At 39.0% G+C, this 23,296-nt stretch carries 20 protein-coding genes and 1 pseudogene; 9 read left to right on the top strand and 12 right to left on the bottom strand.

Annotated elements, in window-relative coordinates:
• Positions 1–11 precede the first annotated feature (11 nt).
• Positions 12–821, bottom strand: a complete 810-nt coding sequence (locus H5180_RS06655; RefSeq protein ID WP_145241831.1) for a DUF2306 domain-containing protein — start codon at positions 819–821, stop codon at positions 12–14.
• Positions 822–1,048: 227 nt separating this feature from the next.
• Between H5180_RS06655 and H5180_RS06660 the strand changes: the two genes are divergently transcribed.
• The 6 genes from H5180_RS06660 to H5180_RS06685 all read left to right on the top strand — a co-directional run bounded on the left by H5180_RS06660 (position 1,049) and on the right by H5180_RS06685 (position 7,122).
• Complete coding sequence (locus tag H5180_RS06660; RefSeq protein WP_259399545.1) at positions 1,049–2,179, top strand: AraC family transcriptional regulator; 1,131 nt, start codon at positions 1,049–1,051, stop codon at positions 2,177–2,179.
• A 116-nt stretch (positions 2,180–2,295) separates the two neighbouring features.
• Positions 2,296–2,883 carry an ACP phosphodiesterase gene (locus tag H5180_RS06665; protein WP_182757950.1) on the top strand — a complete coding sequence of 196 codons (588 nt, stop codon included), beginning with the start codon at positions 2,296–2,298 and terminating at the stop codon, positions 2,881–2,883.
• A 699-nt stretch (positions 2,884–3,582) separates the two neighbouring features.
• Positions 3,583–4,722 (top strand): sensor histidine kinase, encoded by a 1,140-nt coding sequence (locus H5180_RS06670; protein ID WP_182757951.1) that lies wholly within the window; start codon positions 3,583–3,585, stop codon positions 4,720–4,722.
• Positions 4,719–5,369: a response regulator transcription factor gene (locus H5180_RS06675; RefSeq protein WP_182757952.1), complete on the top strand. Its 651-nt coding sequence runs from the start codon at positions 4,719–4,721 to the stop codon at positions 5,367–5,369. Before H5180_RS06670 ends, H5180_RS06675 begins: the two co-directional genes overlap by 4 nt.
• A 148-nt stretch (positions 5,370–5,517) precedes the next feature.
• Entirely contained in the window at positions 5,518–6,234 is a 717-nt protein-coding gene (locus tag H5180_RS06680; RefSeq protein ID WP_182757953.1) for a hypothetical protein, read from the top strand.
• 15 nt (positions 6,235–6,249) lie between these two features.
• A complete protein-coding gene (locus H5180_RS06685) occupies positions 6,250–7,122 on the top strand; it encodes a lipopolysaccharide assembly protein LapB (protein WP_182757954.1) in 873 nt (290 codons plus the stop codon).
• A 67-nt stretch (positions 7,123–7,189) separates the two neighbouring features.
• Here H5180_RS06685 and H5180_RS06690 read toward each other — a convergent pair whose 3' ends face one another.
• From H5180_RS06690 to H5180_RS06715, 6 genes are all read right to left on the bottom strand, one after another.
• A complete protein-coding gene (locus tag H5180_RS06690; protein WP_182757955.1) occupies positions 7,190–7,498 on the bottom strand; it encodes a hypothetical protein in 309 nt (102 codons plus the stop codon).
• Between the two features lie 313 nt (positions 7,499–7,811).
• Positions 7,812–9,932, bottom strand: a complete 2,121-nt coding sequence (locus H5180_RS06695; RefSeq protein ID WP_182757956.1) for a TonB-dependent receptor — start codon at positions 9,930–9,932, stop codon at positions 7,812–7,814.
• Positions 9,933–10,017: 85 nt separating this feature from the next.
• Positions 10,018–10,308, bottom strand: coding sequence for a hypothetical protein (locus H5180_RS06700; protein ID WP_145241823.1), 291 nt, complete (start codon positions 10,306–10,308; stop codon positions 10,018–10,020).
• A gap of 457 nt (positions 10,309–10,765) precedes the next feature.
• Positions 10,766–11,128, bottom strand: coding sequence for a hypothetical protein (locus H5180_RS06705; protein WP_145241822.1), 363 nt, complete (start codon positions 11,126–11,128; stop codon positions 10,766–10,768).
• Between the two features lie 543 nt (positions 11,129–11,671).
• Positions 11,672–12,145, bottom strand: coding sequence for a YqhA family protein (locus tag H5180_RS06710; protein WP_145241820.1), 474 nt, complete (start codon positions 12,143–12,145; stop codon positions 11,672–11,674).
• A 270-nt stretch (positions 12,146–12,415) separates the two neighbouring features.
• Positions 12,416–13,564, bottom strand: coding sequence for a hypothetical protein (locus H5180_RS06715; protein ID WP_145241818.1), 1,149 nt, complete (start codon positions 13,562–13,564; stop codon positions 12,416–12,418).
• A 186-nt stretch (positions 13,565–13,750) separates the two neighbouring features.
• Here H5180_RS06715 and H5180_RS06720 point away from each other — a divergent pair, with 186 nt between their 5' ends.
• Positions 13,751–13,999: a hypothetical protein gene (locus tag H5180_RS06720; protein WP_145241816.1), complete on the top strand. Its 249-nt coding sequence runs from the start codon at positions 13,751–13,753 to the stop codon at positions 13,997–13,999.
• A gap of 59 nt (positions 14,000–14,058) precedes the next feature.
• Here the strand turns inward: H5180_RS06720 and H5180_RS06725 are convergent, their stop codons facing one another.
• A complete protein-coding gene (locus tag H5180_RS06725) occupies positions 14,059–15,759 on the bottom strand; it encodes a diguanylate cyclase (RefSeq protein ID WP_182757957.1) in 1,701 nt (566 codons plus the stop codon).
• A gap of 230 nt (positions 15,760–15,989) precedes the next feature.
• On the opposite strand from H5180_RS06725, the gene H5180_RS06730 reads away from it, so the two are divergent.
• Complete coding sequence (locus H5180_RS06730; RefSeq protein ID WP_182735721.1) at positions 15,990–16,856, top strand: delta-class carbonic anhydrase; 867 nt, start codon at positions 15,990–15,992, stop codon at positions 16,854–16,856.
• Between the two features lie 38 nt (positions 16,857–16,894).
• On the opposite strand, the gene H5180_RS06735 is transcribed toward H5180_RS06730, so the two are convergent.
• The 3 genes from H5180_RS06735 to H5180_RS06745 all read right to left on the bottom strand — a co-directional run bounded on the left by H5180_RS06735 (position 16,895) and on the right by H5180_RS06745 (position 20,670).
• Positions 16,895–17,572, bottom strand: a complete 678-nt coding sequence (locus tag H5180_RS06735; protein WP_182735733.1) for a response regulator transcription factor — start codon at positions 17,570–17,572, stop codon at positions 16,895–16,897.
• A complete protein-coding gene (locus H5180_RS06740) occupies positions 17,572–19,128 on the bottom strand; it encodes a sensor histidine kinase (protein WP_182757958.1) in 1,557 nt (518 codons plus the stop codon). Before H5180_RS06740 ends, H5180_RS06735 begins: the two co-directional genes overlap by 1 nt.
• Before the next feature lie 180 nt (positions 19,129–19,308).
• Positions 19,309–20,670, bottom strand: coding sequence for an MFS transporter (locus tag H5180_RS06745; RefSeq protein ID WP_145241808.1), 1,362 nt, complete (start codon positions 20,668–20,670; stop codon positions 19,309–19,311).
• 190 nt (positions 20,671–20,860) lie between these two features.
• Between H5180_RS06745 and H5180_RS06750 the strand changes: the two are divergent.
• A pseudogene (locus tag H5180_RS06750) lies at positions 20,861–21,196 on the top strand (zinc ribbon domain-containing protein YjdM).
• Between the two features lie 120 nt (positions 21,197–21,316).
• Here H5180_RS06750 and H5180_RS06755 read toward each other — a convergent pair.
• A complete protein-coding gene (locus tag H5180_RS06755) occupies positions 21,317–23,056 on the bottom strand; it encodes a SulP family inorganic anion transporter (RefSeq protein WP_182757959.1) in 1,740 nt (579 codons plus the stop codon).
• Between the last annotated feature and the right edge of the window lie 240 nt (positions 23,057–23,296).

Genomic DNA, 23,296 nt, shown 5'->3' on the forward strand with positions numbered 1-23,296 from the left:
TTATGTGGCTATTAGCCAACTATCGCCGGGTACCAATTTGCTAACACTACACCAAATAAGCCTACTAAAAATACAAAGGATATCAACACCATTAAGCCTGCTGTGACGGTTGTTATCACTTTATTCGTTGTTCTACCTGCGTACCTTACTAGCTCAGCTATGAGCAGCGGCATCACATAAGAACATATGCTAATAGTTAATACCGTTGGGCCTGTGAACGTTGCGGTATCAATTCCAAGTGAGCCGAATGTTAAAAACCAAGCAAAAATCATCAGCCTAAAAAATAACACACCATTTGCTGCAAGGTATAAACGGATCGCCCATATTTGATGAGTATTGATATTACGCCCTCTGGCGGCTTGTACTGCTAATATACTCGATAAAATGACCACGCAACCAGCAAATATAGTAAGGCTATGCATTAATGTGTTACCCACTGTTCCTCTAACAATAATGAGATACATGCCAGCCATTGAGATAGTACATGCTAACAAAACGAATACGCGTCCGTTGTAGCGGTGGAATTTGTTATACTTCGTTCTTAATGCGGGTATTAGCTGTAAACTACCGCCAATTATCATCACTATGGCCAGTAACACATGCGTCGCATACAGTATATTACCGGTGGGGTCACTCGCAGCATATGCTGTATTGTTAAGACGACTCCACCCTGACAAACCTGTGGTGACACTGGTCAGGCCATATCCCAATATAAGGTAAGTTACAAAGCAGCCTTGTGCCATGAGCAAGCAAATAAACCACAATTTTTTACTGTTATCGAGGAGCTTTTTGGGGGTTATTTTCATTTTTTGCATCAACATATATTTTTCCATCAAACCTTTCAATAACCCAAATATAAAGACTTACATGGCAAATGCTTATCAAATTCGAAACTTGAGCAACGATATATTGATAATTTTTTGCGCTTTAGCTAATTGGTTATAGACACATTCTCTAACAAAGTCTTTTTGCTAATATGAGCGTTACTTTGTACTATGTGATTTAGACAACGTTGTTGGTTTAAACGTCACTTTAAGAGCACGCTATTATGCAAAATTATTCCCCTTATTATCTTCTTCTTTTTGTTTGTTTGGGGTTAATGTTTTTAAATGCGTTGAAAAAAGATAAGCAGCTGGTTCATTATTTATTTGTGATATTTTGTGGCTCGCTTTGTATGGTGGCAGCACAAAAGCTCAGTGCGCAAAGTGTTGGCGCGTATCAATATCTAATTGGGTTGTTTACTTGCGCAACATGTAATGTTTCATGGCTGATTGCAAGAACGTTATTTCGTGAGCACTCGCCAATTTCCCGCAGGCATGTGGCTTTTGCAGTAACCATTGCTGGCTTGATCATGTTTAATCAAACATGGCATTACTTAGTGAGCCTTGATCCTCAGCCTTTACCTACTAGCGATATAATGTGGCGCTTAAAGCAAGGGGTGAATGAGGTCACCATATTGCTTTCATCAAGTATCCTTGCGCTGTCTTTTTGGGAAGCGATAAGGGGCTACAGAGGTAAAACACAATCACAACAACTGCAATCAATACTCTTTGCTAGTGCATTCTTTTTAGCTGTGTTTAATGCCAGCATTCTGCCAAAGTTCATATTTAGTGCGGCTGAAATTGAGCTTTACAATCCCATAATTATTACTTCATCTGCGCTTTTAATTGTATTAGCGATGCAAGCAGTCATGGCCCTTCAAGCAAGAGTGAAAAATGACCAAGCGCTAAAGCAAGAAGATGATATTGGCACTATTAACAATGACACGAGTCATCTAAATGAAAGCGGCAATCAAGATGTAGAGCCTGAATTGATAGTTGGCATTACAAAGCTTATCAATGAGCAGCAGCTTTACTTACAAGCCAGCCTCAAAATTTCAGATTTTGCACAAGCGCTAATGGTGCCTGAGTACAAAGTTAGCCGAGCAATTCGCTATCACTATAAAGTAGCTAACTTTAATTTATTTATTAACCAATACCGCGTTAAGTATGCAAAAAAGTTATTGATATGCGATCAGGCCAAAGAGTGGAGTATTTTAAGCATAGCACTTGAGAGTGGCTTTTCTTCTCTTGCGACTTTTAACCGGGTGTTTAAAAGTATTGTGGGTGACATTCCTAATGAATATCGAAAACAAAACGGTGACTACTATAATGAAGGTATACGGGAGCTTGTTGATTAGCGAGTTATAGGTTTGTTTTTATAGTTAATCAAGAATATTAGATAGCTATAGTGAATGAGTAATTTAGTCAAACTTAGAGTATTATCTGCATTGTATTAACAATAACCGAGAACAGTGTGAACTACTTAGCTCATCTTTATTTGGCGCAGCCTACAGCAGATTCACACTTTGGCAACTTGCTTGGTGATTTTGGCGGTAATAGGCATGTAGAGCAATTGCCAATCACGGTAAAAAATGCACTAGAGAACCACTATTTAGTCGACAAATTTACAGATGCTCACCCTCTAGTAAAGGAAGCTAAACAATATTTTTCGTCTCAGCGTAAGCGCTTTGCGGCTGTAGCTATTGATGTAGTGTTCGATCATTTTTTAATTCAGCATTGGCAACGATTTAACGACCAACCTCTAAGTGACTTTAAGCAAGCCAGCTATCAGCTTTTGAATAACCGTATTGCAGTTATGCCGCCAAGAATGCAAAGTGTTGTAAAACATATGACGCAGAATGATTGGTTTAAAGAATACGAAACCGTCGAAGGGGTCGGGGTTGCACTTGATAATATTGCCAAGCGCATTCGCTTTACTAATTCTTTTTCTGACGCTGCTGCGGATATAGCCCTTCATTACACTGAATTAGATGCCATATTCTTAGCGTTTTTCCCTGAGCTGATTAAGCATGTAAACCAACGAGGCCTTGAAAGCGCTTAAATGAGCATAGTTTGTCAGAGTTTGAAATTTTAATCGCTAATTTTGCTCAGACTTTAAGTTTAGTTTTGCATACTTTTTTTATTTTTAGTTCATCTTTGTGAACATTGCATTAGGTTCGGCATGTTTTATATCTCTTTAGTGTACTTTTTGTTATTTAAGTTTACTTTAGTGTACTTTTTATCTTGTAGATATATTATTGTTTTGGTTCACTTCTATGAACGATTAATTTAAATAGTTGAAGGTAATGAGTAGCTTCAACTATTTGAAACAACAGATATTAACCTCTTGCAAGAAATTGCACGGTTAGAGTCTTCATATTCCAACCATGATGAAACTTTTCCGTTGTCTGATATTAGGGATCGCGTTAATCAATATTGCAAAGATAATAACATCACGATAGATACCGTTTGCGAACTCGCCTCAATTAGCAAAGCGACCCATTATAAAGCATATAACAGCCCTGGATCAGCTAAACGGTCAACCATAGAGTCTATCTTGAGTGTTAGGAAACGATCAGTTACTGGTAGGAAGATGTTATGAAAATTAATCGCAGGGCAGCGGTGTTTATAAATCATGCCAGAGTAGGAGAACTTATAGAATATAGGGATAAGAGCCTATCAGATAAAGAAAGATACCTTTTTTGACATTGTGCTTGTGCGACAAGATAATAATCATCATCACAATTAATGGATTTCCTTAATGGCTGGCGTAGGGCGTTTTATTTCAATAGAAACTTTTGCAGCAATCATCACCTGGGCGGTTGTGAGTGGCTCAGCAATATGGTTAATGCTGCAGTCTGATGGGTTTTCCGTTTTGGACTTAAGCGCCGTTGTTGTTTGCTTTTTAATTTTTATTAGCTGCTTTTTAATTGCCAATGCCGACTATGAAGTACGTTTAAATACGTTGTTAAAGCGTGGGTTGTTATTTGCTCAATATGCCGCTTTACTGATAGTAGCAATCTTTGTTCCTTATACCTACATTGCGATTTTAAGTACCATTTGGTGTGCTCAGTTGCCGTATTTTATGCGCTTAAGTTACGCCATTTGTTTATCATTTTTATGTTTGCTGCCACTGTTTTTAATTTTCAGCTTTTATTGGCATCAAGAAGGTAGCTTGTTAACTGGCATACTGTTTTGGACATTTAATTTGTTTGCACTGGTGGTAATGAATAGCACACGTAAAGAGAGTGTCGCCCGTGAACAGTCTGATGCACTAAATCGAGAGTTAATTGCTACGCAAACACTGTTAAATGAAGCCGCAAAACAGGCTGAAAGAGTCCGCATTGCACGTAATATTCATGACCTTTTAGGTCATCATTTAACCGCTTTGACTATTAATCTACAAGTTGCTTATCGTACTGCTGAAGGCCCTGTGCAAGACAATATTAAGCAATGCCATGATCTGTCTAAATTATTATTAAGCGATGTGCGGGAGGCTGTGTCAGAAATCCGTGAAAAATCAGCAATTGAAATCACGCAGACATTACAAGCACTCGTCAGTAATGTTCCTCAGCTCACTATTCACTTGAATATTGTTGATGACATCATGATAAATGATGTAAAAACAGCTGATACACTGTTACGGTGTACGCAAGAGTGCGTGACTAATACACTCAAACATAGCCAAGCGAGTGAGCTTACGATTAACCTTACTGATAAAGACAAAGTTATTTATTTGACTATTTTTGACAATGCACATCATAACACCACCAAGTCACTCGTGTATGGTAATGGCTTAAAGGGCATTCAAGAACGGGTTAATGAACTCAGTGGTAGCGTTGATTTTGCACTCACACCGAGTGGATTTGTTACAAACATAAGGTTACCGGAGCCATTATGAAAATTCGTGTCATGCTGGTGGATGATCAAATGTTGGTGCGCTCAGGCATTAAAAGTTTATTGCTGCTCTCTGACGTGATCGATGTTATTGGTGAGGCCGCGGATGGTGACCAAGCGTTAACGCTGATTAAAGATATGCAGCCAGATGTTGTGCTTATGGATATTCGAATGCCCGTTAAGTCAGGCATTGATACCTTAAATGAATTGCACCAGAGCACGCAACGCAGCCACTGTCCTGCGGTTATTATGCTAACCACGTTTAATGATCACGAGCTTGTTGCTGGGGCCTTGCAGGCGGGTGCAAAGGGCTACTTACTTAAAGATGTGTCATTAGAAACCTTAGTTGACGCAATTGAGGTGGTACATAGCGGTCAAACCTTAATTCAACCTGCGATTTCACAGCGTGTAGTACAGCACTTGACGACTAACGACAGTCAATTTGATAGCTTAAGCCAAGAAGCACTGACGGTAAAAGAAATCGAAATATTACGTTTTATGGCTGCAGGCTGCAGTAATCGCGAAATAGCTGAGGCTATTTATAAATCCGAAGGCAGGGTGAAAAACCAAGTGTCGAATATACTGGCAAAACTTGGCGTTAGGGATAGAACCAGAGCCGTCTTAAAAGCTATCGAGATAGGACTCATATAAAACCGGGACTAACCCCACCCACTTCACAAAAGCCCATTCACTTGCCGCATAAAACCCATTGCGATAAAAAACGTGACTTTTGGCACTCTCATCCCTGTTGGTAATTTTACATACTATAGATAACTGTTTTATTGAGGGGTTATTTATAATGGATGTTATATTTAAAATTATTTTAGCAGCGCATATAGCCATAGGTATTTGCGCGTTAACTTTATTTTGGTTTCCTGCGTTTAGTAAAAAGGGCTCGCCGCGGCATAAAAAATTTGGCAATTGGTATTCTATATCAATGTACGGTGTTGTTATTTCGGGTATTTTAATGGCATCACTGTCAATATTGATCCCTGAGCTGGTAAAACCGGCAGCTTTTACGGCTGATGTTGATAACAGTAAAGTACGCGAAAGTATTGTACGGTTTGCGGTATTGCTTTTGCATTTGTCTATTTTGACTTTAGTGGCAGTGCGTTATGGTAAACTGGTGCTTACAGCTAAAGTCGATCGGCAACGCCTCAAAAGCCCTTTTCAGTTGTTGATAACCAGTGCTCTATTAATGAGTGGCATTGCTATTTTTTGGCGCGGTATGATTGATCAGCATATCTTAATGTTGATATTTGGGCCGTTAGGCATATTTATTTCGCTGACAAATTTACATTTTACCTTTAAGCGTCAGATTAAACCTCGCGATTGGCTCGTTGAGCATTTAGGGGGCTACATTGGCTCGGGTATCGCGGCCTTTACGGCTTTTCTTTCCTTTGGCGGTAGACACATATTTACCTCATCAGGGTATCTGCAATTGGCGTTTTGGATAGCGCCCGGAGTTATTGGTGTGTTGTTTATTTTTTTCCTTTCTCGTAAATATGCAAACTAACAATAGGGGGAATACATGATGAAACACGTGGTGATTTTTACCTTATTGTTAACGACCTTTTGCTCAATGGCAAAAGCGACTACAGAAATCGATAAATTGAATCAACAAGCTATAGCACTTATTGATGAGGATTTAGATGCAGCCGAGTCGTTAATTAATAAGCTACTGCAAGAGTACCCTAATAATCATTTAACGTTATTTTATTGCGGCAGAATTATGGGCAGGCAAGCTGGACTGGCATTTTTTAAAGCCCTGAGTTATGCAGAAAAGTCATTGGCCTGTATGGAAAAAGCCGTTTTATTAGCCCCAGATAATATAACTTACAGAAAAGGTTTAGTTAACTTTTATCTAGGGGCGCCAGCGATTGCGGGTGGCAGTGAAGAACGTGCGTTTAAGCAAGTGGAAGAAATAATGTTGCGTGATAAAACACAAGGCTTTATTGCTGAACTCGCTTTCTATAAGCAAACAAAAAGTAGCAAAGAGCTGGAAAAAAAGCTTCTTAGTTTTGAGCAAACCCCAGCAAACGTGGAGTTAATCGCTTATGAATTAGGGCTGCTCTATCAACAAAATAAGGACTTTGACAACGCCCATCAGCAGTTTTTAAAGGCGCTAAACAATAGCGATGCTATGAGTTCATTAAAATTGAATATTTTATATCAGCTTGGTCGCAATGCGGTGTTTAGTAAGACCAATATTCAATTAGGTATTGAGGCGTTAACTAATTACAGTAAAAGTGAATTAAATACCTCTTTGCCCAGTTTATATTGGGCTTACTACCGTCTCTCGCAATTGTACAAACTATCTAATAATACAGAGGGTTATAATAAATACCGACGTCTTGCTAGGAAAACGGATGATGAGCAATTAATTAAATTATTGAAGCGCTGAAAAGTGGCATAAAAATAAAATGGGGCAGGCCAAGTGTATTAACATATACCTGTCCTGTTTTATCATTTTAATCATCAGGCCCTTTTAGGGTGAAAACTAAATGTTTGCGCATATCTTTTAAAATCACGCCTTTTTTTAACATTGCCCCGCTTAAACGCTTTTGCCACTTTAATAGGTTGGGCTCTGCCGCTGCTAATGCTTGCTCATTTGCAAATTGAAAACACATTAACAAAGAGCCCGGAAATAAGTGATATTCCACGTCAAACCAGCATTGCAGCATGCCAGAGAGTTCATTACGGCCTTGCTCTTCAATTGCATCAGCAACTTTAAGTACCAGTGCTTGTTGTTTTATTTGCACCGCAGAGAGTTTTTTCATCGTTTTAATCCAATTAGAGGCTAAAAATGTAGCCATAAAAACCGATTATAACCGAGCTTGTAGATGGGTAACAACTTTGGCAGTGACTTAAATTAAATATCAGATTAAATTGCATTTTAAATGTTTCTTGGTCACTTTACTTACTCTGCTGGTGGGATGAAATTGAGAGACCAGATCGTATGAAGCAGCATCCTGCTTTCATACTTGAGTTGTTCTACTAAACAATCACATTACTTATTAAAAAATCCCCCGCATACATTTACATGCTGGGGGATTTTGTGTTGTTAATTTAATTTGTGGCTAGGCGTCTTTTTTAAAAACGCGCTCTTACGCCAAGGCTAACTGAGCGGCCAGGAAGTGGTGCTTCGTCTTTTAAGTAAGATGAGTGCACGCGCGCTTCTTGATCGGTTAGATTGTCGGCTTTTAAATACAATGTCATGTCAACGTTACCTAAATTAAGGTAGTAGTTAGCAGCGGCTGATAGCATGGTATAGCCGTCGGTGGTGGTTTCGTTTGCAGCAATTTTATCTTGCTTACTGTTGCGAGTGACTTCTACTTCAGTGTGCCAATTACCGTATTCATAATGTATTGAAGAACCAACACGTAATGGTGGGATCCTTGGTACGTTACCGCCTTTATCTAGTTTAGCGCGGGTATAATCCGAAAACACATCCAGACGCCATTGTTCGTTTAAGTGCCAGTCAACTTGTGCTTCAAAACCATACAGCTGTGCATCTTGCTGGGCAAAGAGTACAACAGGTAAACCATCGGTTTCTTCCTCTGATCCTGCGCCGCTACTTTGTAGTTGTTGGTAATCTTGCGCCGTAATAAACTCACCATCACTGAGAACAAGGTTACTAACGTCTTCGTATATGTAGTCATTCACTTGGTTTTGGAACAGGCTTAAGCTTGCATTCCAGTTGTCAGTATTATAACGATAGGTTGCATCTATATTATTAGACACTTCTTTATTCATGCTTTGGCCGTTTTGCACCACCGAATAATTACCGTTATCGTTAGTAAGATTAAAACCACCACCTACTTCGTAAGTGCCAGAGCCAATGTGTGGGCCGTATGCAAAAATTTCAGATGAAGAGGGGGCGCGTTCTGAATATGCATAATTAAATGCTAATGAGTGCTTGTCGTTAATGCTCCAAACTACTCCTGCAGAGCCTGAAACCGCCGTGTAATCTTCATCTGCAAATGAGATACTATTATCGGTTGATAGCTCATCAAAAAATTGGTTATTCACTTTATGGGTTAGTTGCTCCACGCGTGTACCAAGCTGCCACAATAAAGCACCTGTTTGTTTTTCTTCCATTAAAAATGCGGCTAAACTATCGGTTTTTGTTGGTGGTGTGAATGCTTCTTCGCCAATCGCTTCAAAATCACTTTTGTTATAATGTAAGCCCATTATGCCGTGCCAACCATAAACCGCGCTGTGCTCTGCCCATAGTCTAGACTCGATACTTTCATTTTTAAAAGTAGTGCCTATTTCAGTCCCTTCAATTTCTGAGTGTTGGTAATCAGTATATGCATTTTGCCAATGCACAGATTTTATAAAACCGTCAAGATTATTCCAATCAACAACACCTTGATAGCGGTCTTGTTTTAACTTAATAAATACACCATCTTCACCCGGTAAACCATATTCTGAGTCCATTGAGCCATAGGCAAAAGCAACCCGAGTATCGTCAGTGATCCAGCCAGCTCCTAAGTTATAACCGTGTGCATCGATTGCTGAGTTTGAGAGTTTAGTACTGCCACCATGTTCATTAATATCAGCGGGAACAGGTATTTTATAGTCACCGGTATTACGGTTGTAAGCATCTATATGAACAGCAAAGTCGCCCGTTCCGGCATTTAAATCAGTAGATGTTGTTTTTGAATCTGCTACGTTATCGTACTGAGCAAATACTTCTCCAGTAATACCTTGTTGTCTTTCAATGGGAAGGCGGTTATCAACCACATTAACAACGCCGCCAATTGCACCACTACCATAAAGCAAAGTAGCAGGGCCGCGTAATACTTCAATTTGTGTGGCCGTAGAGGTTTCGGTTGATACTTGGTGATCGGGGCCAACGCGTGATGCATCAGATGCGCCTAATCCGTTTTGTACAACTTTGATTCGAGGTCCATCTAATCCTCTGATAATTGGACTACTGGCAACGGGTCCAAAATAAGAGCTGTGTACACCCGGCACATTTTTTAAGGTTTCGCCAAGGGTTGCTGCTTGGTGCTGATCAAGCTCTTCGCCACTCAAAATAGATACAGGTGTACTTGATTCAAGTACGGTACGTTTAAGTGGTGAAGCTGTAATAACAATTTTTTCTAAATCGCTTTCATCTTTTTGTATTTGTTTCTCTGCTGCCATTGCGTGTGTACTGATAGCAGTTAATACCGCCAAAACTAATGGTGAATACTTAATTTTCATTGTTTAATCTCTAAAATTTGCACTAAAACTGGCTGCTTACCCAATGGTAAACAGTCTTTATAAAACGGTTTTTTAGCAGTGAACTTTAAAGAGTATTCGGTGGATCACGGTTACCTGAAAACGCAACGGTTGCGCTAAATTGCGGGGAGTGTAAAGCTAAAACAGCGCCGTAGCGGTTACTTTCAGGTTCAAATATGCTGGTGGTAGGGGATATTAAATCGTCAAAATCAAACGAACTTATGCAGAGTTGGCACTCTGTGCTGCTTTGTACTGCGTGAACAGTTGAGTGCCACTGTGAAAAAACACTGATCAGCAGTAAAAGCACCATTAAATATTTTAATAGTGTTTTATTGTGTCTGAATGAGTGTAAATTCATGTGTTTCATTAGGTGATAGTATAACGTTGTTTTTTTTGCAATGTCGAGAGCTGAATAAGTAAAATAATCTGTTTAATTATAAGTTTTTACTTTGTTATTTATAATCAGTGGTTTATGTTTTATTTTGATAAATAAAACCTCTAGATCAGACATCAATCAGGGAATAGGCTTTGCTTAGTTAGTTTGCCATTTTTTTATCAGTTCAACGCTTTTTACCCAAAAACGATAATTTATAGGCTGTCGTTATGAGTGACAACGTCAACAGTGACATAGACTGAGCTGCTATGTTTGATGATTTGATTGCTTGTTAAAGTAAGCTTGATTTTTAGGTAATTGTAAAGCGCGAGGTTTGATAGTGTGAAAGGGTTAAATATGAGTTTTTTTGCATCTTATAGGGCTTTATTAAATGGTGTTAAAAAGCCCTAAATTCACATGATTAATAATTACTTATCAACTTTTAGCGACCATCTTCAAATGATGCAATTGCAGAAACTTTGCTCCAGCTGCCATTTGTATAAAGGATTGTTGCTTCCGCTTTATAAGGTTTAAAAGACCTTATTTCAAATGAGCAAGAAGTACCTGAGGTGCCACAAGATTGGGCTGCATTGGACCAAATTACACTATCGATAGCAGACCCATTGCCGATAACACGAAATACTGCTGTTGCCTTATTTTGACCATAGATGAGTGCCATACATCTATTTGGTGTGTATTGATCATATGCTTGAGTGTCTACATAGCATTCCATTGAACTTGCACTTGCTTGAACAGAAAATACGCTAGCGGCTAGTAAAGTTGCTATTGTTAATACCTTTTTCATTTTTTCGTCCTTATGTTTGTTTGTTTGTTTTTCAGATACAATAATGTATCAATTAATACACAAAATAAACACTTCATTAACATTTTTATTCATTAATAATAATTCAATCAAGTATTGCAGCCATGGTTATTAAATTCGCGTTTTGATAAGGTTCTTCATTTTTGCCAATAATAGGTTTATCAAGATTGAAATTAGCTAATCCCAAGCGATATGTTTACGGAAAATTACTTTGCTTTTTGATAAGTGCTAGCCGGTAATATATACAGTAGAATAACTAAATAACAAACTATAAAGGCAAGGCTTAGCTGGTTACTCGCTAGGACGTGTTTATACTATTTAGAAATAACAGCCCATTACACTTACTTTTATCAGTTTGAGCTTTGGTTAAGATGTTTACAGGGATCACAAGGCGAGTTGAGGTGTTAATATCGAGTTTATTGTCAGTAAATTTAACATGGTTAGCGTTGAAAATACCCGCTGGAGATAGATTTATTCCCGAAGAACAGGTTAATTAGGTGCAATAAACATATTTATTTAGCATCGTCACTTCATCGATCGCCAAGCAAATGTTGATGCTGCAATGACGATAGCAATTGCAATACCTAAGTAAAGCGTTTCTATAGTTCCGCCAAATTCCACAGCATGTTCTAAAAATAAAATCACTAATACAACTGAGGTAACTTGTACTAAAGTTATTTTTAAATCATGAAAATCTTCTATGTTAAATGCAGCTAAGAACTGGCTCTCATTAGGTTTTGTGGTCGAGATAAATAGACGATATAAACTAATAGCAATTACTTGTAGCGTGATGCCAATTAGCAGTAAGTCAAGAATTTTTAAAAGTTCCACTATTAATTCTTTGCCATCCTTTGCTGAATCAGGGAGGCTCATAATAGTGCTTTTTACTATATGAATAACGATGTTGATACATGAAACGTAAACAAGTAATGATGATATTGCTGCGGTGATGACGGCGATTATAACTAAAAACCGACTGTTTTGAAAAATACGTTCCATGCTACTCAACTTTTGATGATTGTATTATCTATACGAAGGATAGTTTAAATCAGTTTGTTTTTATAGGTATTTTCGCCTTTATAGGGAACAAACGAACATGGGGTGATATCATTGATTTGTTTAATTCAATGTGTAAAAGTGCTGCGGCTAAATGAAATAAGTAATTAGTTTAGAGTATTACCACTTGTAACAGGCGTGACATAGTCCACCCACTTCAGACTTCCCTCTTTAGAGGAGGAAGCCTGAAGTCATATCTTCTTATAAATTGGTTTATAAAGCCACTAAGCTTTGCTCTAACATTGCTTGAATTTGTTTGACTATTTTAGCTTCTGTTTCTGGTTCAAACTGCGCTATGCGCGGTGTATGGATATGCCCAGTAGGAATATCTGAATTGAGTTGATCACGCAGGCGAATACTGCGGTACGAAATTTCGTTAGACAGGTAACCGCCACCGCCGCCTTTTACTGCAATCGCACCTTTTAGTTCAGCTAAAATTTTAGGCTCAAAGGCTTTTTCCAGTGTAACAACTTTGTGATTGTCATTTATCGGAAAGGGCCCTTTGGCTTGCTGCATTTGCGTAATGGGCAAACTAAACTGCACAAATTCGCTGCCAGGCAATGGACGATCGTTTAGGTTTGGAATAAGTGGCGCTTTTGCTGTGCCGCCATAGACAATATTTGCGTTGTCGGGGGCGGTTACGCTGCGCCGCTTACCTGGAAAGCGTTCAAGGTCAAAGTCTTTACTACCCATGCTAACGGTAACTATCATATCTACGTTGTTCAGTGCGTAATAGGGGGCGAGTAATTCTTCAATAATACCTTGATCAAAGTCTTCATAGCGAACAGGCACCATTACAGTATTTATTTCAGCGCTGATGCCTTGATAAGTAATTACTTGGCCGTCGAGTAATAATGCGGCCACACCGGATGGATTACTTTGATTGATGTTACTATCCAACAAAAATGGGTCAAAGCCTGTTAGTAAAATCTTTTTGGTGGTGTTTTTAGAGTAGGCAAGGTCGGTGCGACCGCGACTGCCATTTTCTAGCATTGTTAACAATGTGCTTTGCTCGGCAGTTGTTAATGCAAATTCAGGTTTTGTTGTACGGATTATTTTACTTGAAAGTAGGCGAGCCCAGTAAAGTGCTCTGTCATCGTAGCTTTTAGTGACGGTAATGTGTTGTTTGGCGTTGAGCCAGAGTTGGGTTGAGTAATCATGTAGTAAGTCAGTTGCCTGTTTAAAGTTTCTTAGGCTTTTCCAGCTTTGTTCAAATAGCGCTATATCCTCAGAAAAGATATCTAAAACTTGTGGCATAGCGGTTGTGGCTTGCTTAATACGTAGCTCTTCAACTGTTGGGTTAGCACTAAAAACAGAGCCGGAAGAGAAGATTAAGCTCGCGGCTAAAAGTCGTTTGATCATGGTTTTCCTATATAAGCTGTTTTAATAGTTTGAATGCAAAGGCTACTATCTGATTTAGAGCGAGTAAGCGCAAATAAATACGTTGATTAGGGCTTTAACTCTCATCTTTAACTTTTAATCAGCCTCTAGAGCCTATTTTCATAAACTGCTATCCTTCACTTATTAAGTTGTAATTGAGTAAACAGCATGATTAATGATAACGATGTAATTGACACCCTCGCAGAGCTAGAGGCTTTTTTGTTATTGATTGATAACGGTGGATTGGGCTTAAAAAATGTAGCCGGTGTGGCACTGGCGACCAATAATACCAATGGTCGCCCGTTTGTAGCAGTACTTGATGATAACCACAAGTTGTTGTTAGGTCGCTGGGTAACACAAGATGTGTTTGAAAACGGTAAAGAGCTTGTTCGTAGTGGGCCTAAAAAGTTACATTAATCTTGCAAAGGCAATTGAAAATCAGCCGTAACCTTTTGTGGTAAAAGTTATTAATAGACTTACTCTTTAATGACAACAACACAATTTCGGCCTTGTTTTTTTGCTTTATAAAGAGCTTGATCGGCCAATGATATACTTTCTTTTATATTGTTAGCCGTTTGCGATACCTGATTGATACCAATACTGACAGTAAAGCGAACTTCTTGGTTATTTTCTGTTTTCACAATACACTTTTCAGCGGTACTGCGAATACGTTGTGCGATAATCTTGGCATTGTCAGCATCACAGTTCAGTAATAATATAAATTCTTCGCCACCAAATCGACATGCAATATCATCTACTTTTTGTTGCTTTGTTAAAATATTTGCAAACTCGATAATAACGCGATCGCCAATATCGTGGCCGTAAGTGTCATTTATGCCTTTAAAAAAGTCGAGATCGGCAATAACTATCGACAGCTCTTTTTTTGCAGTTTTGCTTTTTGCTAGCAATTGCGAACAGGCTTTGTCAAAGTAGCGGCGGTTGTATAGTTTGGTTAAAGGGTCGGTATCTGCGAGGCGCTTTAATTCAGATTGTGCTGATTTTATTTTTTCTAATGTTCTGATCCGGTATGACAAAATAAATGCCATCATTAGCGCTTCAAGTACAATACCTATACCCACGCCATGACTATTAATTTGATTTGATTCGGTTATGCCCTTGTAATAAAGCACCGCCAACATATTAAAAATAATAAACATTGCATGACCCAAAAAGAAGTACTTAGCGAGGGGGTCTCGCTTTCGCCATAAAGATATCGATACTCCTAAAGTCACAGTCATCATTAGTGCAGCTAAACTGCTCGCAGGTTTTAATGCGCTAACCAAGTCGAATAGACTATAAAAAAATTCGGCTACTAATATAGTTAAAATAATACACAGTGCAATATGCTCTTTGGGGTAGCGCTTTTTGGTTTCAAATATAAGCATCATAAATAGGATTAAAAAACTAGGCATGCTATACAAAGTCGAGTTAAATTGCAGAAGGTCGGCACTAAAAATCCCAAAAAAGTTAGCGCCTAAACCATAGGAAAGTGATACCCAAATGATGCCGGAAATTAAATAAAAGGCATAAACAATGTTTTCAATTTTTCTTGCCGATAAATATAAGAAAAAGTTATAAAGCATTAATGCCAGCATCATTCCCACAAGCAAAGCAATGTAGCTACTACTGCCAACTAATGCGCGTTTTGAGTACTCCTCATCGAAAAGAGCGAGGGCATACCACTGGTGAGAAAAAGTGACGCTTCTAACAAAAATTGTCTTATTTTCACCTGCTGCAAGATGAAATGAAAATATGGCACTACCGCCAAATATATTGGGATGTGGTCCTGGCTTATCTAATTGAATGTTGATTTGTTTTAATAGCTCTCCATTTTTTGTCTCATAAAAATCAACGTCTTGTAGGTGATACGCATCTGAGTTATGCAAAAATAGCCGCAGTTGTTGTGGAGACTCATTGTTAATGATTATTTTAGACCAGGTTATTTTTGCGTTTGGCCCTAAGGTTACTTCACTTTTACTTGGGGTGAATTGTTGCTGTTGTATTTGTTCGAAAGGCATTTCTAGACTTGTATCAATAAAGTAACCCATAGGAAATTGAGTTAAATTAACATTAGCGGTCTTGATATTAACATTAGGTGATTGAAGGCTCTCAGTCTTTGCGTATACACCGCATGAGATAAAAATAAGCAAAAAAAGGTATAAAACACGGTTTACCATACATAAAGTCCCTCTTATGAAAGACTTATTTTTAACTTTAATTGTTTGTTTGTCGAGCAATAAAATAAGCAGCTAGTATATATTTAAAGGGAAGGCTTTAGGCTCTTCAAATACATTGATTATTATTCGCTGGGTTTTAATCTTATTTTAATGTTCCAGTTAAGTCTTTTTTAGATACTTTCAATAACATGGCCTTATTAACTTTATAAAGGGCATAAATAAAAGTGAAAATGATTAAAACAGCAGTTTTTGTAAAATGTGCATGTGTCATTGGTTTGTCTACATTGGCAGTTACTAGTGCGGTTGTGAGCGCAAAGAATGTTAGTGATAGTATTGTGGCCGAGCAACGTGAAGCACTTGATAAAAACACTCAGGGTAAAGGTTTTGGGCCACAATCACCTCGCGATATAGACCAAAATTATGGTACTAACTTACGTAGCTTTGGGATGGCGCCAAGCCGTAGTGAGCTTAATTTATGCAACATTCATTTTCATAAAAATGCGGAGCATAAAGGCGGGGAGTTTACCACTTATGCTGGCAATGGAGATGGCAAAGGTCATCATACAGGTTACCTTTCTGAGCGCAAATTATCAGCTGCTCAATTACAGCCTGTAAAAAGTAAAATTTGTGCGGCAAAAGGTGAGTCGTTAAAGGTGGGTGATACTCTAGAAGTACACTTTGTTTATTCATCAGCACAAGTTACACCTGGCCCGACATTGGGGGCTTGTTTAGCTCAAAGCACAATGAATCCAGCTCTTAGAGTTGAAGGACAAGTAATCGTGCTAGCCAATGACAAAGATGCTGTTAATTTTGCACAGCTTGCAAATGTTGAGCAAGTTAATGGTTATTACCAAGCACCTAATATTCCTACTAATACCGGCATCCCTATTGAGTATTTAGGTTCAACAACGGGCCCTGCATATAATGAAAAAGCATCGCCATTACAAGTTAGTTGGAGTGTTAGACCACACGTTGCCGTAGTCGATATCAACAGCGTTGGTAAGTGGTGTGATGAGAATGTATTTAACGAAGATCATGCCCATGGGGTGCGTAATTTAGTGCAAAACCCTAAGTTGTTATCACCTATTTCTCAGTGATTTAATCCTGTATTTAAAGTGCGAGTAGTCAACTCGCACTATTTTAGATTCATCCTATAACCATTTCCGCGCAACGTTTGAATAGTTAAATTAGGATCTGTTTCTATTTTTTTTCTTAATCGGCTGACATACACGTCAATAATATTAGTATTGGGTTCGCTGTAAGTTTGCCATACACGGCTAAGTATCCGCTCACGAGACAGCACCTTGTCTTGATTTTCTACAAAGTACAGCAGTAACTCAAATTCAATTTTTGTCAGTGCTAATTCTTCACCATTTAGTAATGCAATACGTTGCTGAATGAGTAATGCTAATGAGCCAATATTAAGCGTTGTTTGGTCTTGCTGTTGCGGTGCCGTCATACGGCGTTTTAATGCTAATACACGGGCTAATAGTTCGTCAAAATCAAAAGGTTTGCATAGATAATCATCCGCTCCCATTTCTAATCCTTTGACGCGTTCAGGGACTTCGTCTAAGGCAGTTAGCATTAGCACCATAGGTGGGTTGGGGAGGGCTTTGACCGCTTCCAATATTGATAAACTATCTTGTGAACCAAATAATCTATCGAGTATCACTATTTGCGGTGAGTTTTTTTTAATAAACGGCAGGACTTCATGTAATTCATTGATGCTTGTACATTCATAGCCTTCACTGCGTAATCCCCGTGATAGAAAGTTTAACAGTGGTAGTTCGTCATCTGCGAGAAGAATATTCATCATTTGTGTCCTACCGGTAAAGAGATTGAAAATATAGACCCTTGCCCTTGGGTTGAGGTAACGCTAATACTGCCGTCATGAGCTTCGATAATGGCTTTTGCAATTGGCAACCCAAGCCCAAGCCCTTCACTGTGTTTACTAAAGCGCACAAAGCGCTCAAAAATATTATCGACTTCAGCTGCTGAGATCCCTTCGCCATAATCTTTTATAGCAATAGTGATCAATAAATCTGTTCTATGTAGGCTAATATCAATAGGTTGATTTGACTTTGAATATTTGATCGCGTTATCGCATAAAATAGCCAGTACTTGCTGGATCCGTCGTATATCTATGGTGACCAGTTGCTCATTTAGTTCTGTGCTGGCTTCGAAGGTTATAGCACGACTTGGATTGAGCTTTTGCCATTTAGCAACTTCTGATGCGATCAACGACATGATTTTGGTCGGTATAACTTCGAGATTTATTTGATTCATCTCTGCCCGTGTTAATAGTAATAAATCATCAACTAAGCGGCTTAGGCTTACAGCTTGCTCAAGTATTGATGTGAGGGTTTGGTTAAAGTCATCAACCGATACCGATTGCATTCTTAGTGTAACTTGCGCTTCACCTCTGATAATCGTCAGTGGTGTGCGCAGTTCATGTGATACATCAGCGATAAACTGGCGGCGCCGAGAGTCAGTTTTTGTGAGCAGCAGGTTGGCTTCAGTGAGCTCACTGGTGCGCTGTTTTACTTCAAGTTCTAATTGTTTTCTTGATTTTATTGCGTTTTTTTCGTGTTCTTGCAGGCGCAGTGCAAGCTGGTTTATCGATGTTGCAAGCTCTTCAAACTCATCATCTAGTTTTACTGAGATTGGCTTTTGATAGTGTCCTAACGCAATCGAGTTAGTTGCATTAGCGATTAATATCAGTGGTTGATAAAGTTGATTAAACAGCCAATAGCAGCCATATAATATTAGCGGAATTGAGAGGGCACCTAGGCCAATCGCAAACCATAAAATAGTGGTATTAAGCATCTCAATTTTTGCATTGATCGCCGCCACAACACGTGCCTGACGCGCTACTGCCGAGTTGATTGCCTCTCTAAATTGATCGTCTATGGTTACTTCAAGTAAGCGTTTTAGCTGTGCTTGCTGATTTAAAGGCGCTTTGTTATCACTGCTTACTACGGCTCTAAATTCAACAGTTATTTCATCAATGAGCCTTACAAGTTCATCGGTGTCTTCAACGCTGCCTTTAGTGAAGGATAGGCCTAATGCATTGCGTTGCTCAATCTCCAGTTTTTTGATTTGGTTAATTGATTGCTGGATCAGGTTTTGTTTTTTTCGTACATAGGCTTGGTTGGCATTTTGACCAAAAATGATTTCATCGGTTAGCTGTTTAAAAAGTCGGTAAGAAATACTCGATAGCTTTTCATGCTCAACTAATAATGACTGAGCAATATTACTTTGTAGCAGGTTTTCGCGAGTTAAATGAGCGGAAATTGCGGTGCTCAGTAGTGCCAAAAATAAAATAAAAGCAGTTGTCAGGCCAAAATAAAAAAGTTTGCGCTTATACATAGTGGTTTACTGATTTGGGACGTTTGATAAGGGTACATGGAAGGTTTTTGCTACGCAATAGACTCGTAACTAAGTACCGAGTCTAAAGCTTACGTAGATGACGATAGCTGCTAAATAAAGCTAAATAAAAGCAGGTAAATAGAGGCTGTTACCTGCTTTTATTATATCGAAAATGAATCGCTATTTTTTTAGTTCTGCGGTTTCGTCTTGCGTTTGAAAGTCTTTAAACAGGTCACCCTGCGGATCATCGGTATCAAAGACTGCATTGTTTTCTTCATATTCATCATCAATTTCATCGACCACCAACATTTGCTCGTGGGCAGTCGTTTCTTCTATTCGTGGGTCCATGGTCGCAGCCAGAGGCGAGTTGGTAACGTCTGATGTGCCTACAACGTAATCACTCGACTCCGGTTGTTCTACTTTTTGTTTCGAATTAATGTAAGTGAGTAATAAGTACATTATCACCGTTAATAATGCGATGGAGGCATAAAGGGCTTGGTGACCAAAATAGGTCATAACTTGTGCATTGGCAGTTGAACCAAGTGCTGCACCGGCTCCAAAAACAACTAATAACGCAGATGACACGCCAACGCGCTCTTCATCTTCAACGCGTGAATTAGCTAAGGCTGAGGATAATGGATATAAAGTAAAGGCGAACAACCCAAACATAAAAGTGAGTGCAAAGGCGAGTGTTTGCGTAATAGGTAGCAAAAATAAAGCCAAGCTAACTACACCAATCGCAACCGCATTGGTGCGGATCAATACGCTACGACGTATTTTATCCGACAATATCCCCATTGGCCATTGCGCGATCAGACCTGCAAAAATAGTGGCAGACATAAAAATGGCAATTTCTGACGAATTAAACCCAGATGACTTGGCAAATGTTGGTGCAAGGCCGTAAAAGCTGCCATTTATAATACCCGCAAAGTGAACAGCTGTAAGTGATTGCGGTACTTTTTTAAAGTAGTCAAACAGACTGACTTGAATTGGTTTTAATGGCTTGGGGTGAATCCTACGAGTGATTGAAATAGGAATAATGCCAATTGCCAGCGCCATGCACACTAAAAATAGTGGTGCATAGCCAAGCTCTGGGAATTCGGCTAATGCAAATTGACCTAAAATCATACCCAGATAAGAGGTGATCATATAAAACGAAAACACTCGCCCGCGAGACTCTGGTGCAGCTTGTTCGTTGAGCCAGCTTTCGAGCACCATGTAATTACACATCATACCAAGGCCTACAAATAGCCGCAGGGCTAACCATAAATAAATATTATCGCTAACGCCATGTGCTGCAACGCACGCTAAAACAGCGGCGGTACTGGCTGCAAAGGTTCTAATATGGCCGACTGATTTAATAAGGTGATAACCAAGCTTTGAGCCAAGCAACAAACCCATGTAATAACACGAGGTCATTAACCCAATCCAAAAGGTCGAGATACCATTTTTCCCTAAATAGAGGGCTAAATAGGTGGTGAGTAAACCGGTGCCAATAATTAAAAATAGATTAGCAAAATATAGTGACGGAAATGATTTCATTTAAATGCAAATAATAAGCTTTGACCAGTAGATACTAGAATAACTAGGGATGTTTTCCAAGTAGTTTAAAGTCTTCATTGGTATGCTTTAGCAATGCATTTATTAACTTTATATCGTAATAACTCCACAAATAGACAAAATCATTATTAGCCATTACCATTGTTATAAATTTACTTACGCACGCTAATTTATGTCTTTACCTTCCTGTCCTAAATGCCAATCTGACTTTGTATACCAAGATCAAACCTTGTTGATCTGCCCTGAGTGCGCTTATGAGTGGGATCCAGATGCGATACTGTTAAATGATGTGATTAGCGTAAAAGATGCCAATGGCACGCTTTTGTGCGAAGGCGATAAAGTGACTGTAGTAAAAGATTTAAAAATCAAAGGTAGCTCACAAGTGATAAAAATTGGCAGTAAAGCGGTTATACGCTGAATAAAAGATGCTAAAGATCATCAGCTCGATTGTAAGGTCGATGGCGTAGGCGAAATGATAGTGACTGCTAAATTTGTTAAAAAAGCCTGAACAGGTTTTGCACTGAGTGATTTACGAAAAAACGTGGTTTGTATAAAGTCCTTACTAAATTAGGGGAAGCAAGGACTATCGCCTTAGTTGCTTGCAACAATCATAATTACATACGCATGTTTATAACTGTTCTGCAGTACCCTCATTTGGATGTGTTGTAAATAAATTCACTTGTGCACTTGGTTGGCTGACGCTGTTTTTTTGTAAGGCAATATAGAGATCTGAATGCACGTAGATGCCGTCTTTACCGGATGTCATACCAGCAATTTCAAACCATGATAGTAATTGCCGCTTTCTGCCAGCTAGTTCTAATCGAATACCACGTTTTTTAAATATCACGTCTAAATCGGCGAGCATGGCCATGACACTTAAATCTAAATGGGTGAAGCAGGGGACTGCGTCGATAATAACGCATTGCGTGTCGTCTTTTTGCCGCGCATATTGTTCTAGCAAACGCCGTTTAAAGTAACCGGCATTAAAGTAAGTTAAAGGAGAATTAAAACGATAAATAAAGACTCCTTGTACTGACTTTGCTTTATCTGTGGCATCAAGGCTCCTAACAACGCCCTTAATATCAACACCTAATATATTGTCGGTAGGGCGCATTACGGTGCGAATAAACTGGAATAACCCCAATAGTACAGCGAGAGTGATGCCTGGTATTACGCCAATAAATAACACTGCGAATAAGGTGGCTAGCGCAAGGTAAAATGCTTGTTTGTCTTTACGCTTTAATAGCCAAATGGCTTTTAAGTCTAATAAATGGATTGAAGCAATAATAAGCACAACACCTAATGCTGCACTGGGAATAAATTCTAGGGGAGCGGTTAAAAATAGGGCGATAACAGCAATAATTCCCGCTGCGATAATCGACACTAATTGCGTTTTACCACCGGAATCATCGTTAACAGCTGTACGAGAGTCTGCACCACTGACAGCAAAACCTTGTGATAAAGCAGATCCAATGTTCGCAATACCTAACGCTCTAAACTCTTTGTCAGCATCTATGTCGTAACCATTTTTAGCTGCAAAACTGCGAGCGGTTAGCATCATACTGACAAAGCTAACTATTGCTAAGTTAAGTGCAGGCACGACAAGTTCACGAATAATACCAATATCATAAATAGGGGTGTTAAACACTGGAAGGCCACCGGTTACAGTGCCAATTGTGTTGATATCAAACTGCTTTAAATTAAAAACCCACACTAATAGGGCACCAAATGCGATAGCAAACATAGATGCTGGCCAAGTCGGTTTTAGTCGCTTCATGGCAAAAAAAACACCGAGGGTAAACAGGGCCATTAATAGAGTAGGGATGTGGGTTTGTGATAAATAAGTAGGCACACCTCCTAATCGTTCAAGTAAATATCTGTCATCGAAGGTAAAACCGAATACTTTAGAAAATTGGCTGACAATAATCGTAATTGCAACACCGTTTAATAAGCCCATTAAAATAGGCTTAGATAAGAAGTCTGCTAATACCCCTAATTTAAATCGGCTAGCAATAAAGCACCAAAAGCCGGTCATCGCGGTCATAGTTACAACGAGTTGCCAGTGTTTAACACTGTCTCCAGCTGCAAGTGGTGTCACCACCGCAGCAATAACCGCACATGTTGCAGCATCGGGTCCGACAATCAATTGTTTGGAAGTACCAAACAAGGCATATAAAATCATGGGTAATATGCATGAATATAGCCCAACAGCGGCGTTAACCCCGGTAAGTTGTGCATACGCGATAGCAACAGGTAGAGCAACGGCGGCAACGGATAATGCAGCCCTCACATCATCAGCAAACCACTTTCGTTCATAATGAAGTAAAGTGTTTAAACCCGGCATAAAATCATACAAACGCGACAGCACTAAAGTTTCCTTATTTAATCGTAAGCACACTTGGATAGTAAATTTAATATATTAACAAGTATAGCTCAGGGGTGAGGATTTTTTTAATAAATAGCAGATACTTAGGCTTAGGACTGCTTTTGATTGAGTGTTAAGTCTGATGAAAAAGTTTAAGGTTGAGCGATATTAGCTGGTTGGTGTTATCACATTGCTAATATCATACTAGATGGTGAATAAGATAAAACCAGCGCAATGGCTTTA

It is taken from the genome of Pseudoalteromonas sp. SR41-4, assembly GCF_014163985.1.
GTDB classification, from domain to species: Bacteria; Pseudomonadota; Gammaproteobacteria; order Enterobacterales; family Alteromonadaceae; genus Pseudoalteromonas; species Pseudoalteromonas rhizosphaerae.

Coding starts and splice junctions, on each gene's coding strand:
- H5180_RS06735 (WP_182735733.1), bottom strand. CDS start 17,572: ATGAATATTCTTCTCGCAGATGACGAACTACCACTGTTAAACTTTCTA.
- H5180_RS06720 (WP_145241816.1), top strand. CDS start 13,751: ATGATTAATGATAACGATGTAATTGACACCCTCGCAGAGCTAGAGGCT.
- H5180_RS06660 (WP_259399545.1), top strand. CDS start 1,049: ATGCAAAATTATTCCCCTTATTATCTTCTTCTTTTTGTTTGTTTGGGG.
- H5180_RS06655 (WP_145241831.1), bottom strand. CDS start 821: ATGTTGATGCAAAAAATGAAAATAACCCCCAAAAAGCTCCTCGATAAC.
- H5180_RS06685 (WP_182757954.1), top strand. CDS start 6,250: ATGATGAAACACGTGGTGATTTTTACCTTATTGTTAACGACCTTTTGC.
- H5180_RS06715 (WP_145241818.1), bottom strand. CDS start 13,564: ATGATCAAACGACTTTTAGCCGCGAGCTTAATCTTCTCTTCCGGCTCT.
- H5180_RS06675 (WP_182757952.1), top strand. CDS start 4,719: ATGAAAATTCGTGTCATGCTGGTGGATGATCAAATGTTGGTGCGCTCA.
- H5180_RS06730 (WP_182735721.1), top strand. CDS start 15,990: ATGATTAAAACAGCAGTTTTTGTAAAATGTGCATGTGTCATTGGTTTG.
- H5180_RS06745 (WP_145241808.1), bottom strand. CDS start 20,670: ATGAAATCATTTCCGTCACTATATTTTGCTAATCTATTTTTAATTATT.
- H5180_RS06705 (WP_145241822.1), bottom strand. CDS start 11,128: ATGAAAAAGGTATTAACAATAGCAACTTTACTAGCCGCTAGCGTATTT.
- H5180_RS06680 (WP_182757953.1), top strand. CDS start 5,518: ATGGATGTTATATTTAAAATTATTTTAGCAGCGCATATAGCCATAGGT.
- H5180_RS06740 (WP_182757958.1), bottom strand. CDS start 19,128: ATGTATAAGCGCAAACTTTTTTATTTTGGCCTGACAACTGCTTTTATT.
- H5180_RS06710 (WP_145241820.1), bottom strand. CDS start 12,145: ATGGAACGTATTTTTCAAAACAGTCGGTTTTTAGTTATAATCGCCGTC.
- H5180_RS06695 (WP_182757956.1), bottom strand. CDS start 9,932: ATGAAAATTAAGTATTCACCATTAGTTTTGGCGGTATTAACTGCTATC.
- H5180_RS06700 (WP_145241823.1), bottom strand. CDS start 10,308: ATGAATTTACACTCATTCAGACACAATAAAACACTATTAAAATATTTA.
- H5180_RS06725 (WP_182757957.1), bottom strand. CDS start 15,759: ATGGTAAACCGTGTTTTATACCTTTTTTTGCTTATTTTTATCTCATGC.
- H5180_RS06670 (WP_182757951.1), top strand. CDS start 3,583: ATGGCTGGCGTAGGGCGTTTTATTTCAATAGAAACTTTTGCAGCAATC.
- H5180_RS06690 (WP_182757955.1), bottom strand. CDS start 7,498: ATGAAAAAACTCTCTGCGGTGCAAATAAAACAACAAGCACTGGTACTT.